Origin of the sequence: Acaryochloris marina S15 (assembly GCF_018336915.1) — a bacterium.
In the GTDB taxonomy this organism is placed as follows: domain Bacteria; phylum Cyanobacteriota; class Cyanobacteriia; order Thermosynechococcales; family Thermosynechococcaceae; genus Acaryochloris; species Acaryochloris marina_A.
In genome coordinates this window covers 3,022,971-3,038,386 of record NZ_CP064923.1, presented here as the reverse complement: position 1 = coordinate 3,038,386, position 15,416 = coordinate 3,022,971, and the positions used below count along the sequence as shown (strand labels likewise).

At 46.6% G+C, this 15,416-nt stretch carries 10 protein-coding genes; 2 read left to right on the top strand and 8 right to left on the bottom strand.

The annotated features are described in order from the left end of the window. Position 1: 1 nt before the first annotated feature. The gene (locus I1H34_RS14050) at positions 2-469 is read right to left on the bottom strand and encodes a HugZ family pyridoxamine 5'-phosphate oxidase (RefSeq protein ID WP_212661717.1); all 468 of its coding nucleotides are present in this window, start codon (positions 467-469) and stop codon (positions 2-4) included. A 114-nt stretch (positions 470-583) separates the two neighbouring features. Then, positions 584-1,759 carry an alpha/beta hydrolase gene (locus I1H34_RS14045; protein WP_212661716.1) on the bottom strand — a complete coding sequence of 392 codons (1,176 nt, stop codon included), beginning with the start codon at positions 1,757-1,759 and terminating at the stop codon, positions 584-586. A 119-nt stretch (positions 1,760-1,878) separates the two neighbouring features. Between I1H34_RS14045 and I1H34_RS14040 the strand changes: the two genes are divergently transcribed. After that, the gene (locus I1H34_RS14040; RefSeq protein WP_249369226.1) at positions 1,879-2,769 is read left to right on the top strand and encodes a preprotein translocase subunit SecD; all 891 of its coding nucleotides are present in this window, start codon (positions 1,879-1,881) and stop codon (positions 2,767-2,769) included. A gap of 15 nt (positions 2,770-2,784) precedes the next feature. Here the strand turns inward: I1H34_RS14040 and I1H34_RS14035 are convergent, their stop codons facing one another. The 6 genes from I1H34_RS14035 to I1H34_RS14010 all read right to left on the bottom strand — a co-directional run bounded on the left by I1H34_RS14035 (position 2,785) and on the right by I1H34_RS14010 (position 9,373). After that, positions 2,785-4,323: a phosphomannomutase/phosphoglucomutase gene (locus I1H34_RS14035; RefSeq protein WP_212661715.1), complete on the bottom strand. Its 1,539-nt coding sequence runs from the start codon at positions 4,321-4,323 to the stop codon at positions 2,785-2,787. Between the two features lie 453 nt (positions 4,324-4,776). Beyond that, entirely contained in the window at positions 4,777-5,649 is an 873-nt protein-coding gene (locus I1H34_RS14030; RefSeq protein ID WP_212661714.1) for a rhomboid family intramembrane serine protease, read from the bottom strand. Positions 5,650-5,738: 89 nt separating this feature from the next. Then, entirely contained in the window at positions 5,739-6,254 is a 516-nt protein-coding gene (locus I1H34_RS14025) for a tetratricopeptide repeat protein (protein WP_212661713.1), read from the bottom strand. A gap of 314 nt (positions 6,255-6,568) precedes the next feature. Beyond that, complete coding sequence (locus tag I1H34_RS14020; RefSeq protein WP_212661712.1) at positions 6,569-7,414, bottom strand: LapA family protein; 846 nt, start codon at positions 7,412-7,414, stop codon at positions 6,569-6,571. 102 nt (positions 7,415-7,516) lie between these two features. Beyond that, a complete protein-coding gene (corA, locus tag I1H34_RS14015; RefSeq protein WP_212661711.1) occupies positions 7,517-8,638 on the bottom strand; it encodes a magnesium/cobalt transporter CorA in 1,122 nt (373 codons plus the stop codon). A 249-nt stretch (positions 8,639-8,887) separates the two neighbouring features. Further along, positions 8,888-9,373 carry a hypothetical protein gene (locus I1H34_RS14010; protein WP_212661710.1) on the bottom strand — a complete coding sequence of 162 codons (486 nt, stop codon included), beginning with the start codon at positions 9,371-9,373 and terminating at the stop codon, positions 8,888-8,890. Between the two features lie 809 nt (positions 9,374-10,182). Here I1H34_RS14010 and I1H34_RS14005 point away from each other — a divergent pair. Continuing rightward, positions 10,183-15,390, top strand: a complete 5,208-nt coding sequence (locus tag I1H34_RS14005) for a translocation/assembly module TamB domain-containing protein (protein ID WP_212661709.1) — start codon at positions 10,183-10,185, stop codon at positions 15,388-15,390. Positions 15,391-15,416: the final 26 nt, after the last annotated feature.

Below are 15,416 nucleotides of genomic sequence, written 5' to 3'. Positions count from 1 at the left end.
GTTATTCGGCAAACTGCTCGGGCTCTAGCCAAAAAATCTTGCCAAACCCACCAATAAAGCGAATCCGCACAGGCGTAATCTCATAAAGCTGAAAGCCATGGGTGTTCTGATATCCTTCAGCTTCAGGAAACCGCTGGAAATATTGTTGGTACTTGGCTTCATTTTCAGCACCCGTCGTTTCCAGTGGCGTTGCTCGCCCTAGGATACTGGCTCGTCCATGCTTCTGTGGATCTTCGGCCCCATCTTGCAAATTTTCTAAGATAGTTAAAGAGACTCGATTGTCGTTGATGATGTTTTTGGTGTGTTGAGCTAAATTGCTGATAAAAATCAGGGGATGATAGGTTTCCATCAAGCTATAGGGCGTGACCGATCCAAAGGGAAAGCCTTCCACAGCCACTGATGTTGTTGAAAGGACACCAAAGCTTTGTTGTTCGATTAGTTTCTTGACTGCTTTTGCTTCTGAAGACATGAGGCTACCTACCGTTGTATGCAATCCAACCTTCATCTTAGGCACAAACGTAGTAAATAAGCCTACCTTGCAAAATAAATACTCTTTTTGAGAAGCATTCTTATCTAGGGGGCTTTAGAGTAAGGACCAGGCTAAGAATCGTTCTGTATAGTAAAGAGCAATTTGGTTACTGACCCCGCTAAAAATGGCGTCAAAGGCATGTTCTGCCCAGGGGATTTCAATCATGACAGCGGTATTGCCCTCAGAGTGCAATTTTCTCAGCATATTGCGACCGAATTTTACTTTCACTAAATGATCCTGAGCCCCGTAGACCAACAAAGTGGGGGGAAGATTGGGTTTAACGGCATTAATGGGTGAGGCTTGTCGGTATTTCTCGGGAAATTGTTTCGGATCACCGCCAATAAATGCTTTTAGGACTGATTTGATATCAATAGGGTCAGGAACAGGCGGATCATAATAGCCCTTAGCCAGGTTGACTGGACTGTAGTAACTCACAACGGCCTGGACGGGTAGATCGGTTTCTCCATAGGCTGCTAGCGTCGCCAGATGCCCACCCGCTGAACGCCCCAGTAATGCGACTCGGTTGGAATCAGTTTCATATTCGGATGCATGATCTTTGATAAAGGTGAGGGCGGATCGCACATCTTCTAATTGAGTCGGAAATTGGTAGCGGGGGGTATGCCGATAGGAAATGGCCCAAACGACGTACCCCCGAGCTGCGAGATACTGACTAAATGCGGCGTTACTGTCAGGGCTCCCGGTCCGCCAGGCCCCCCCATAAATCATGACAACGGCTGGATAGGTTCCTGGCTGGGGCGGGCGATAGAGATTGAGCTTTAAGGTCTGTCCATCGGGTTGAGCGAAGGGAATACCTAGATCTTGGCGGATTTTTCCTAGGGGGATTTGGCGAACGAAGTCAAGAATGCTAAAGGGATGGGGGCGTAGTTGGGCTTGCTGGGCTGGAGATAATTTGGCTAAATAATCTTTGCCCAGGTTGGTTTGCATTGCCCCATTGGCTTGCTGAATCGCTCTGGGTAGTTGAATCAGTGGCAAGCTACTTAAGACTAGACCCAATAGACCACTCACCATCATGATTCGAAAGGCAGTCTTATGGGTGCGGTAAAAGAAGGTGAGCAAAATTGTGATCCCATTCAATACCATCAACCCTGGACTAATTTCAGGTGCTCCAACGCCCAAGGGAAGCAACGAAAAAGTGGGGGCAGGAACTACAATCCAAAGACTTAAAAATAGCCCGATCCCAATTAACAGTTGCAGCAGTCGATAGAACATAGATGTCTCTGAAATGAGATTAGATGTGAATGGAGGCAACAACCCCTATCCCAGAGTGTATCTGGTGAATGGGTATAGGGTGAATTAGCATGGAGAGATAAATCGAGATTGGAGTGCTTATGCCCTATAGCTTGCAGTCTGGAATCGCATCAGCATTGATCACCTTAGCGACAACAACTCATTGTGCTGACGTTGATTTTTTGTCTCAATTTCCCATCTCTATCCCCTCAACCGTTTCTTCTGCAAAACTATGTCCCTTTCAAGGCACTGAACTGACGCTGCAAATGGGGCAAGTCTACCAAGACAAGATATCTCGTGAGCAAGCGTTTGACCAAGTTCAAACTGTTTTAAGGGAGCGATTGCTGAATCTTGGACAGATAGTAGTTGGTTTGGTCCCCCTGCCCCCCAATCAATTTTTGGTTCAGCTGCCGGGTCAGTTAGATCAGCGCCAAGCTGTGGAGCAAATCACTCAGCGATCGCATTTAACGTTTCGTCTACAAAATCCAACGACTCCTCAAACCGAATCCCTGTTACTTCAAAAGATAGCGCTCCAGCCTAAATTGAAAGCAAAGGAATCCGATCCCCGTCAGCTTGAAAAGCAGCTAGCCCAGATCTACAAAAAACTATATGGCCCGCCCGTTTTGACCGATAAAAATGTGATTGATGCATCGTACCAGGTTGCTTCTGTGGGGAATCGTTGGGATGTCGCTCTCCGTTTTGACGCCCAAGGCGCTGAGCAGTTTCAGCAAATCACCAAAAAAGTGGCTGGGACCCAACGACCCATCGGCATTTTTCTGGACGATCAACTATTAAGTGAGGCAATTGTTTCCTCTCGGTTTGCTAAAACAGGGATTGCTGGGGGAGCGGCGGTCATTACTGGCAACTTTGATTTGGAAATGGTGAAAAACTTGGCCTTCCAGTTGAAAGAAGGTAGCCTACCTGCACCCATTACCGTCTTGAAAACAGAAGCAGTGCAGACTAAACAATGCTCTTCTTCCGCCCAGGTCTAATGGGCCTTCATATTGCTAGGAACTCCTAAGCGCTGAAGGCAAGTTCAATCCATCAATACCTTGGAAAAAAGAGGCGAGCTTTGTTGCAATACTGGCCACACCACCTCCTACATTAGACTCAATATTTAGGGGTAAAACGGGATCGTGGAGGGACAATCGCAGTAATAACCAGCCTTGCTCTGAGGGGGAGCTGCAGGCGATCCGAATACCTTCGTAATTATTGGGAACGATTTGCCAGTCTGATTGCTGAGCCGCAAAGTTTTCTAACTTGGAAATAACCGAGTTCCCATGGGCTTTGAAATCATCCGCCTGGATCTTGATACGATATTCTTCACTTTCCTGAGGTTCTGTCAGATTGGCGATCAAATCAGTGATATTTTGGCCTGCCATCTTGGACTTCGCCAGTTCGACCAATAGCTTGCTGATCAGATAAGCCCCATCATCTAGAAAATAGTTTTCCTTCATCGCCCCATGACCGGAGGTCTCAATGGCTAACCAAGATTCTTGCCCTGACTGGTTTAAACGAACAGACTCATTAATCACATTCTTGTAGCCGCGCTTAAACCGATGATGCACACCGCCTAACTCATCCCCAATAAATTGAGTGAGCCCATCTGAAGTGATGGAGTCCGTGACAATGGTGGAACCTGGATGCTCCCGCAAAACCACCGCAGAGATTAAGGCGATCAGCCGATTGCGATTCAGATCCTGCCCAAGATGATCGACGGCAGCAGCGCGATCCACATCCGTATCGAAAATAATACCGAAGTCTGCCTGTTGCTGGGTTACGGCTTGGCAAATGGCTGCCATTGCTTCTTTATTTTCAGGATTAGGAATATGGTTGGGAAACGTGCCATCTGGGTCTAGAAATTGGCTGCCCATGATATCTGCTCCTAGGGGCTTTAAGACCTGATCAGCGTAAAACCCTCCAGCGCCATTACCGGCATCGACGACAATATGGAGTCCTTGCAAGGGTTGTTCAAAATGGTCTGGATGATTAACAGCCGCGCGAATTTGACTCACCAGTTCTGCGGCATACACCCCAATAAAGTTGTGCTCGGAGACTTGGCCCGGATCAGCCGCCACTTCAAACGCCTGCTCAGCAGCGAGACTGAGGATTTGGGTGATATCGGTTTTGCCTAGGCCTCCTTGAGCTGTAAAAAATTTGAGGCCATTGCGATTAAAGGGAAGGTGGCTAGCGGTCAGCATAATTGCACCGTCACAGTTAAACCCATCGGTAACCGTGCTTTTGAACATGGCTGGGGTGGAGGCCAATCCAAAGTTGTAGCCATTACTCCCCATCTGGGTAATGCCAGCCAGAACAGCGTCCATCAACGTGGGGCCAGAAATGCGGCTGTCTCGACCGACGCCAACGGTTAGCTCACTAGCAGATTTGTTCAGGGTTTGGGAGAGCCAATGTACGAAAGCCATGCCTAAGATCTGGGCGATCTCTGGGGTCAGGTTCACGGCTTCCCCTTCAACGCCTTCTAAAGCAACGCCTCGAATATCTGAACCATTTTGAAGTTGAGGCCAGTTAAATGCGGTCAGGGTCATATGCGATCGCAAACTCAGTACAACACACAACCCCCATCATGCCCTGAGAAAATGATCCCGTGTGAAATATACAGCTTTGATTAATAGTCGAGAATAAGTAGGTGTAATCAGTAAAAGATTAATAGGTGTATTAAAAGATCTTGCATGCATTGGAAGTCTCAGTGTTTCTAAGGCCAGATCTTCTAGATTTATTATTCCTATAAATACCAAAAGTTTATATCTTCTCTTAATTTCAAGGAAGAGTTTTATGGATTTTGATCGTTATCTAGTGCCCTATGAATTCCTTTGATAACCCGGCGAAATATCATGCATTTTACTGACCCATACAAGGTGGATTTAGACTGATGTGGGTTCAAAATTCTCTACCTCATATTTTGTAAAGCAAAGCCCTAATCACCAAAATATTTGCATAATGCAAGACCTATGAAGTCATGCTCTGCCAGCGAAATCGGTTTATCCAATGAGCAGTGCATGGATGGGGGACAGAATAATGCTGACAAAGGTCACCGCCAATGCCCCAGCTGCAATCCCCAGATGATAGAGACGTTGAGGTTGATTAGGGTTAAACCCAGGCATAAGTCCGATTAGATACCCACCCATAAACCCACCCAGGTGTCCCCAATTGTCTACCCTACCAACAAAAGCTGACAGTACAAACGAAACAATAGTCAGCGTCAGGGCTTGTTGTAAAACCTGTCGTTGATTCGCCCGTTGACCATAAATCACCAGTGCTCCCAGGAGACCAAAAACGCCGCCAGAAGCTCCTACACTGAAGTTAGACCCACTAAACGATGCAGGCAAAGAAGTCCAATATTGAGCCACAAAACTGGTTAACACTGAACTGGTAATGGTTGTGAATGTATAGATACTGACTAACCGACCTGCCCCATACCCCTTTGCCACCATGGGTGAAAGATAGTTTAACCAGGCCATATTGAACCCTAAATGCCACAGCCCCCCATGGAGCCAACCCGAACTGAGTACTGTCCACCATCGGCCCCACTCAAATATGGGAACGGAACCTGTAGAGCCAAAAATCAGCAAGCTATAGGAACTCGGCATTAAAAGGTTCATAACCCCTGCTGACTGAACACCAGGAAGATCAAACAATAGTGTGATCAGATAGAGCAAAGTACACCCGATGATCACAATTTTGATGAAACCAAAATTGGCCCCTAATCTGCTAATTGGACGTGCAAATCCCCATAAGCTGGGATTAGCTTGACCACATTGGAGACATTCCTTTTGTTCAATTGATACTAATTTCTGACAGGAAAAACAGACGACAGAACCCGATGTCTGTCGTTTAGGTAACTTAAAGGCCATGGGTGATGACAGGGCTATTGGGTAAATCTAGGATAGACCACTGTAGTCTGGTGCGGTCTGGTGCCAATATCGCCCCGACCTCAACCCAACTATTGAGGTGTCCCTTGCTGATCGATCCAATGCTCCATTTGCTCAGCGGCTGGCCGATTTCCTTTTTGTTGAAATAATTGTTTAGCCTGCTGGTAATCAGAGATGGCTCCTTGGCGATCTCCCAAGGTTTGGCGAATTAAGCCTCGATTGCCATAAGCTTCAGCCATATTGGGTTGTAGAGCAATGGCTTGGCTAAAATCTTGCAGTGCATTTTGGGGCCGATTAATTGAAAAATAAGCAACGCCTCGGTTGTAATAGACCTCTGAATTACTAGGGGCTAGCTGAAGGGCTTGGTCATAGTCTTGAATAGCATGGACATAATCTCCATTTAAGGCTTTTTGAATGCCTGTGGAGAACAAAATTTGTGATCGATCTTCCCTGGAAAGAGCAATATGTTCTAATGACGATTGCTGAGTATAAGGTTTAGCATAACTCTCTTGGCTATTGCCTACTGATAGAAGGACGGCAATTAATAGAGTAGGAAAAAGCCAGGAACGATGAGGAGAGATAAGCATGATTAAACCTAATTTCTTAAACTTTAGGTACAGGAAAACTGCCCCTAGTTGTGAACAACGAATGGTCTTCGTTTAATTAAAACGATCAGAATAAATATCTATAGAAACTTAGTCCAAGCAAGCAGCTTGAAACCTAAGAACCTTATAACGTAGAAAATGTTGGGGGAAAGATTTATATCCCTATTCTAAGAAATAAAACAGGAGTCCCCCGCATCTGAAACATTTCTTGCCATTGGCGGTTGAGGGGGTTGACGACGGTATTCCGGCAGTAGGTAAGAAGTTGTAAATTTATAGCTTCCTAGGAAGCAATCGACTTAAGAGGAGACACCTGCCTCCACCATCCGAAAGCGACTCCGTCCCCAAAGGCTTGATTTCTCTAGCATTTGCTCGGCTTGGGAAATGAGTTGTTGACTGGTAACGGTGGTGTTATTGCGTGCGATCGCACCTCCAATCTTTAAACTCACAGAGACTTCTGAAGCATCCACTAGCTGTAAGGGTTCATCTAAAGTTGTGGATAGAAACTCACCATAGTCGGCTGCTGCTTCAATGGCCATTCCCAGAGTGATGCAATATAAACGATGGTTGCCATCAAAATGTAGCCAGCTACGAGGAGAAAGCTGACGCTGTATTCGATCGGTAATGATAGGCCAAACGGCTCTTGAATTGACGTCATCAGAACTAGGGGCATCTTCAATATCCATCACGAATAAACAGATAGAGCGATGCCAAGCCGAATCAGGATTATCCCCCAAGTTACTCAAGGCATGAGTGAGAACTTGATCCAGTAGCTGATATTCTAATAACCCTGTTTTAGGTTCCGTTAATCCGAGGGCCGAAAATAACTGCATCTGTGCCGAATGCATCAAATCAAGCTTCTTCTTCTGGCTAGATGCATCTTGAGCTTGCCCCTGGTAGTCTTCTTCCAGCTGACTCAGTTGTCGCTTTTGGCGAGAAGAAACCCATCCCCGTTTAATAATAGTGGGAGCAGTGACCAATAAGCCAACGATAACCCCTAATGCCAGCGTTAGTAAGAGAATTAGAGCTAAAGAGCCGTAAAATTGCCAAATCAGAAAACTCACAGGAATCGAATAAGCGTTTTGCAACGCAAATAGGATGGCAATCAGGGCGATGAGTAACGCGAGAACAACTAAGATAGGCATCTGAATTTAGTAAATATCGCTTCTATCTTAAGATGTAGCCTCGCCATCAATAAAAGTTGCAATTTAGCATCAGTTTTAGCATTCTGAAATATTGTGAAGCACTCAAGGTGATACTTTGTTGAACCACCCTCGACGCCAGAATAAATAGCTCAGACTGCCCGAAATTAACAACATGGTAGCTATTACCGCAGGATACCCCCAGTACCAGCTCAACTCCGGCATGTTAAAAGGGGAGACTTGAGGGTTAAAGTTCATGCCATATAACCCCGAGATAAAGGTCAAGGGAATAAAAATAGTTGAGATGACCGTTAGGACTTTCATCACTTCGTTCATTTTATTGCTAACAGAGGATAAATAAACATCCATTAGACTGGCAGCAAAATCTCGATAGGTTTCAACCATGTCTAAGATCTGGATGGAATGGTCGTAACAGTCCCGTAGATACACTTTCACCTCTTGGCTGATCAGGGGGCTATCTTCCCGCAAAAGGGCAGATAACGCATCCCGTTGGGACCAACTCAGCCGTCGCAGCGTCATCAGCTCGCGTTTAAGGGAGTGAACTTGGTTCAGGATCTCTCGGGTGGGATTTTCTAGTATTTCATCTTCTAAGGTTTCTAAGCGTTCTCCGTAGAGTTCTAACACCGGAAAGAAACCATCAATAATGGCGTCTAATAGGGCATAGGTCAGAAAGTCAGCTCCCATTTTTCGCATTAATCCCTTCTTCAATCGAATCCGCTTGCGGACTGGCTCAAAAGCATCGTGGTAGGGCTCTTCTTGAATGGTCAGCAATGCTTGTTGGTGCAAGATGAAGCTGACTTGCTCACTCACAAACCCGACGCCATCTGGGTGAGGAAGAACCATACGGGCAATGATCAAGAGCTGATCTTCAAAATCTTCAACTTTTTGGCGCTGAGGTACGTTCACCACATCCTCTAAAACCAATGGATGCAGATTGAAAGTTTGTCCTAATCGGCGCAGAATGTCTTCATCCCCTAGCCCCTGAACATCAATCCAAGACACGGTCTCCGTTGTCAGATAATCCGCACTTTCTTCAGGCTGATCAACGATGATCCGGCGAGCTTGATTGGTGTTGTAATCTATGACGACGATGCGGGTCGGTGAAGCATCCTCGTCAATGGTCAGGGTTCCAGGGGAGCTACCCGCTTGGTCATAAAAATAATCGACGTACCCTTGTTGCAAAGGGTCCGATAGGGGATTGGTCATGTCTGACACCAGAATGCTTATGCATCTTTAGTTTGCATTGATTGTTCCAAGCAAACTAAAGAAATTTGTCTGGTGCTAACGAAGGACAAGCATATGGCTGCTAATCCAAATATGGTGAGGGAGACAAAATAATACTAAAACCCAGGCAAAACCCTGAATGAGAGGGGCTTTTGCCTGGGGCGACACAGTATAGGAAAAATCTCTTCGTTGCCGATCGACAACCTCGATCTATCTAACCAATCGTCGTGGCTAACATTCCCCAGTGGATGGGGTAGCCCCATATTTTCTAAATCTAGAGAACCTTGAGGTTAAGAAGACTCGACCTTTCTCATCGCGAGTCCATCCTTGGGCTTCTACAACGATGGGTCGCTTAGGTAATGTTGTTTGATAGCTACGGGCTGCGGTATTAGACAGTTCAGACTCGTGCAGGTCAATGGAGGATGAAGATGTGGCGCCGGGGGATCGCAAATCTTGCCACACAGCAGTCCTGACTGGCTGCCTCTGTTGAGGTGTGGGGGATTGGATCGTACTTATCGGATTACTTGGACGGTTTGTATGTCCTGTGTAGCAGCCCTTTTGTGCCTGTGATTTCTGAGTATTGCTGGGGTGAGTGGTTAAGGCCGAGTGTTGTCGTTGCGTTGAGATAGGTTTTGTGGGTGCTTGTTGGGCTTGGCCTGGAGAGAGAAGCAGCATCCATGCTAACGCCGTCGGGATGCACAAAACTGTCTTGTTCATGAGTTTCCTACTTACGGTCTGCGGACAAAGGGGAAGGAGCAAACAGCAAAATTCTCAGATAGGAAAAGGGATTGAGTTGCTTGGTCAGCATGCAAATCTGGAATATGGAGTTGCCATTCTGTAGATATTTCAGGGGGGCAATCAAGTATTATTCCTATTTTTACATATCTTAACTATTGGTAAGCCTCAAAAAAAATGAAAAATCTACATTTACTAGTTTCTATAGCAATCTGAAATCAATCGTGAGATGTAGAGAGGCTGAAATCTTTACCAGTATCCATTTAGGTTGAATATAATTCTCACAACTCACGTCAGATCGCTATATCACCTGGTGATTAGCATTAGTTACATATTTTTTAGATTCAGAAGCTATGATTCTCCTTCCTTATTTGTCTTTAGCTTGTTCGGTTTATTCAACGATTTATTTAGAGTTAATAAGCGCTTAGTTTTTGGATTGATACGTTACTCGGTTTTATCTATAGATAACTAGAATGATATTCAATTTCTCGCAAGAGCTGATTTGAATGCCTAGCAATAATCCGGTTGATTACTAATGCTTTTTAGAAAAGAAAGAATATTGATAGAGGAGCGATTAAATGAAGACCTTGTTTCAAAATTCTAAGTTATCTCTTCAGATAGATGAATTATGTTTAACAGTTGCCTAATCTCTTAGGAAGGGGGGATTTTAGTTTTATGGAGGGATTTGTAATTTAGGTTCCGTCCTTCAAGCCCCTCAGAGTGGTAATCTTCATTACAACTATTGAGTCGTGCAACCGTAACTTTTTGATCTAGTCGGCAGCTTATAACTCATGCCTCAAGAACCTTCCGGTGGAGAGCAAGCTCCACGCCCCTTTCGCCGCCTCTGGCTGATTTTATTCAGTCGCCCAGTGATAGGCACAGCCCTCGTTCTTCTCGCAATCTTAATTTGGGGCGGTTGGCGAATCTTAGGCTTTATCAACGAAGAACTTGCTCCCCAGATTGCCAAAGAACTCACAAAGTCCCTGAATCGCCCAGTGCTGTTAGGCGATGTAAAAAGTTATTCACTGACGGGACTACAGTTTGGACCGTCTTCGGTACCCGCTCATACCTATGAGAGCAACGGTCGAACCCTCGAAGATCAGGATGAAGGTAAGGTTCAAGCCGTTAATGTCCAGTTCGATGTTTGGAAAACCCTCTGGACCCGGACCCTTAATTTAGATGTGACATTGGTTGATGCGGAACTGTATCTCGACCAAACCGAAGATGGAAAGTGGGTATCAACGACTCTTACTCAGGATGATTCTGAGGGATTGGTCAAAATTCAGCTTGATTCTCTAAGTGTCGATGGGGGAGAGGCCGTTATTGATCCCTATGGTGCAGAGGCTCGGACCCTGAGGGATTTGAAGGGTGTTCTAACGCTCCATGACAACAATGAGAAGCTGAAGGTTGAGGGAAATGGCACTTTAGACTCGGGTGGCAAAGCCAGACTAAAAGGGGAGTGGTTGCAGCCCAGTCAATCCCTGAAGTTAGATGTCAAGGCTAAACAGGTTCAAATTACCCCGTTAATGGGGTTTGTGCCCACAGATATTCCCATTCAAGTTCGTTCTGGCGAAGTGGATGGGGATTTTCAGTTAAAATACCGACCTCAAGCCCCCATTCAATTGACTGGAACGACAGAAGTCAAAGATGCCGATATTCGTGTGCCTGAACAGAATATTTGGGTGAAGGCAAAAGAATTTCAGGGAGAGTTGGATGTTGAGTATTCTCCCAATCAGCAGCTTCCCAAAGTGGGGGGAGAAGCCCAGTTTCGATCGGCGGATCTTTATGTACCTGAAAATTTACTGTTTCAAAATGGGCGATCGCAACGTCAGCACCTTCGTCGCACAAATGGCACCTTAAAATTCCTAAAGGACAAAGAAAGCCTGCAATTTGAAGCCCGAGGCACGATTGCCAGTGGGGGGCGACTGCGGGCTAAGGGGGAAACAACCCTCGATTTAAGCAAGATCAAAGTTTCCGTCTTGGCCCAGAATGTTTCTGCACCTATTTTTGATCGAGCGTTTCAAACCCCTGTGGCGATTCGTTCAGGCCAAGTGGATGCCAACGTCACGTTATACCTAGATCAGGCTAAAAAACCGAGTATGCGCGGCACCGCCCGCATGAAGGATATCGATGCTCAACTGATCGGCCTTCCCAAGTCTTTTTATGATGCCAATGGATTTATTCGCTTAAGGGGATTAACTGCCACCCTAGAAGGAGTAACGGCTCGATATGACCAAGTGCCTGTGGCGGCAAAAGGCTCGATTGATATTGAGCGAGGCTATAACCTTTCTGCCCGTATTCCTGGATTGGATGTCAATACGGCTCTGGCTACCCTAGAAGTGCCTGCATTGCCTGTGCCCATTGCGGGTGAAGTGAGTATCCCAGATATTCGGATTACGGGTCCGATTGAACGACCTTTTATTGCTGGGGAAGTCGTCATGGCTTCGGGCACCAAAATTGACCGAGTGCCTTTTGAGACGATTAAAGCTGAATTCACGTTAGATAATCCGTCCCTAGCAGTTACACGGATTTTGGCAGTGCCTGAAGCCGGGGGAGAAATTACGGGCACGGCCCTCTATAACCTATTACCCGGAGAAGACCTGGCGGCGGATGTTGATGTTGTGGGGGTGCCAGGGGATGAGATCGCATCCCTATACGAGGTGCCATCGGGTCTAACGATTGGTCCGATCAATGCTCAGACTCAGGTTCGAGGACAGCCCGAAGATTTACGTACCCTGATTGCCTTTCAAGCGCCCCGAGCCACCTATCCCACTAATGGGGAAATGCGCTTGCGAAAAGGGATTACTCGTCTAGAGAATGTCGTGGCTCAGGTGGCTGGTGGGACGGCTCGGCTGGATGGATATTTTGACCAAACCGATCTGAAAGCTGATGTCAGATTGGCAGGCATTGGGCTATCCAATTTTGCGCCTGAATTAAAGGGGGATTTGAGTGGTGATGTCGCTCTCAATGGTCCCATTGCTGCCCTCAGCCCTGATACCCTTCGAGCCCAAGGCCAAGTGAATTTTTCCCAGGGATTATCGCTGCTTGAACAGCCGCTGGATGCGCGATTCCGATGGACGGGGCGCCAGATTGTGGTGCAGTCAGCGACGGCTAAGGGGTTCCGTGCGGATGGAACCATTGATGCTGACTTCCAGACTCCTCAAGGCCCCCAAATCACGGCTTTGGATCTTAACATCAAGGCAGACGATTATGATTTACGAACCCTAGCAGCGTTGGGACCCACGGCTATTCCACTTACAGGACAGGCCGACCTCACAGGACGCATCACTGGGACGCCCGAAGCCCCCAATTTAGTGGCGACCCTGCAGTTAGAAGACTTAGCGGTGTCTCAGTTTCGGTTTGAACCGTTGATGAAAGGTAACTTGGCCTTTGGCCAAGGAGTTGAGATGCAGGTGGGGGGAGAACGCGATCGCATCCACGTATCCCTCAATTCACAATTCCTGCCCAACTCTTTTCTGATCCGCAGAGATCAGGCATTAGCCAAAGGAACGACTCAAGGCGATATCCTCCAGGCAGAAGTTCAGAAATTTCCCCTACAACCTTTGAATTTAGGTTCTATAGCTAATTTAGGCATAGGCACAGTCTCTGGGACCGCCTCTGGCCAATTCCAAGCCAATTTGAAACAACAAACCCTAGACGGTAACTTTGCCGTTGATCAACCAGCCCTCAACCAGATTCAAGCCCAAACCCTAACAGGCAAGATTCGCTATCGAGATGGAATCGCCAATCTAGACCAGGGGACATTGCTCAAGGATGATAGCCAATATGTATTAAATGCAAAATTTATTCCCAGTGATAACCCTCGGTACTCTGGCGATTTAGCGATTACGAAAGGTAATCTTGCTGATGTTGTAGCGTTGTATGAGACTGTAGATTTTGCCAACTTAGGATCGCCCCAGCCCCAAACCTATGGAACGGCTGCAGATTTAAAAACCATTTCGGTTGGTGTGAACGGCCCTTTACTGACTCAACTGCGCCGTTTTACTGAAATTCAGCAGCTAGCCATTATCCAAGCCAACAAGCAGGAGCAAAGCTTATTTGCTTTGGATGGATTAACAGGGCAGTTTGGAGGCCAAATTGACTTTGCTGGATCGGTTAAAACGGGTGTGAATGCTGACTTCGACATTCGGGGACAAGATTTTAAGTTGGGGCTATATGGTATTGATCAACTGATCGTCAAAGGAGAACTGGAAGATGGCCTCCTGAGTTTGCAGCCCCTGCGCATTAAAACGGGTGAGAGCCTATTGGCCTTTCAGGGGGAACTCGGCAGCTCTTATCAGTCGGGTCAACTACAGCTGCAAAACATTTCCGTCGAACCCATCAACCCCTTCCTGGATTTGCCAGTGACTGTGACGGGCAAATTAAATGGCACCCTCAACTTAGCTGGGAATTTAGAGGACCCTCAGCTGGAAGGGCAATTCGAGTTAGTTGATGGGCGTTTGGACGATGCCGTTGTCAATAGTGCTCAGACCACCTTGAGCTATAAACAAGCGCTCCTCAAGATTGACAGTCAGGCTCGTATTAATAACTCCCAACCCTTGATCCTCAAGGGAGAAGTTCCCTATTCACCATTCTTCTCATCTGTGACACCTGCAACAGATCAAGTCTCTCTGACAGCTAGTATTCGGGATGACGGCTTATCCCTGCTGAGTTTATTGACGGACCAAGTGACTTGGGAAGGCGGTAATGGTGCCCTAGATGTAAAAGTCAATGGAACGATTGATCAGCCTGTTGTAGACGGTAGTATTCGCTTTCAAGACGCCAAACTTCAGGCTGCTGCCCTGAAACAGCCCCTAACCAATCTGAATGGCACGATCAAGTTTGATCGCAATTTAGTGACGATTCCTCAATTGACGGCCAACATTGGCGATGGCCGGTTAGTCACCAAGGGCAGTCTGCCCATTTTTCAGGCCTCAAATCAACAAGATTTGAATGTCAGATTGGAAGACTTAGATCTAAATGTCCAAGAACTCTATCAGGGGGGAGTGAATGGAGCCATTGTCGTCAAAGGTAGTGCTCTACAACCTCAGATAGGCGGAAAACTTCAACTCACTAACGGTAAGGTCAAATTAGCTAATGCCAGTGCTGCTGAAAGTGCAGTTCCTGGAACGGTTCCTCAACCTGCTGCGGGTAACCCTATAGACTTCAACAATTTGGTGGTTCAGATTGGCGACAATGTCAAAATTTCTCAGCCGCCTGTCCTTAGTTTTATGGCGACGGGTGAACTCAAAATTAATGGAACAGTGGATCAACCGTTAGCGGATGGCGTGGTTAGCTTTCGTAAAGGATCGATTAATCTGATTACGACTCTGTTTAGCGTTGATTCGAGACGGGATAACTTTGCTAGATTTGAGTCTCGATTTGGCTTAGACCCTTACCTCAACATCGGCATGAAAACCACTGTGACTGAGGTAGTACGTGCTTCAACAACTGATCTAAATGAGTTCGCTGAGTTGCCTTCGAGTGCGATTGGTGCCGTCCAGTCCGTAAAAGTGAGCGCTACGGTTGATGGACGAGCCAGTGAACTCCTCGCTGACTTTGATGATGTGGTCACTCTCAGTAGTCGCCCTGGTCGAACCAATCCCCAAATTATTGCTTTATTGGGGGGCGGCATCGATCGATCACTGCAGGATGGTCAAGCCACTCAAGCTGCAGCCAATATTGCTAGCTCGGCAGCTTTCTCCAGTGTGCAGCAAGCGCTAAATGATGCTCTGGGTAGTCGTGCTAGTTTTCGAGCCTTTCCTGTTTTGCTGCCTAATCAGAGCAATAATCAAAGTGCTGTGCTCGCTTTTGGGGCTGAATTAGGCTTCGACATTACCGACCGCTTTTCTGCCTCCGTTCTCCAAATTTTGACGGGGGTAGATGAACCGACCTTATTTAACTTGAGTTACGAGATCAACAATCAAATTAGAGCCCGGTCCTCGGTCAGCTCTGAAGGCGAAGCAGTCGGTGTTTTGGAATATCGCATTCAATTCTAATCCTCGTTACAATAACCCTTTGCAAT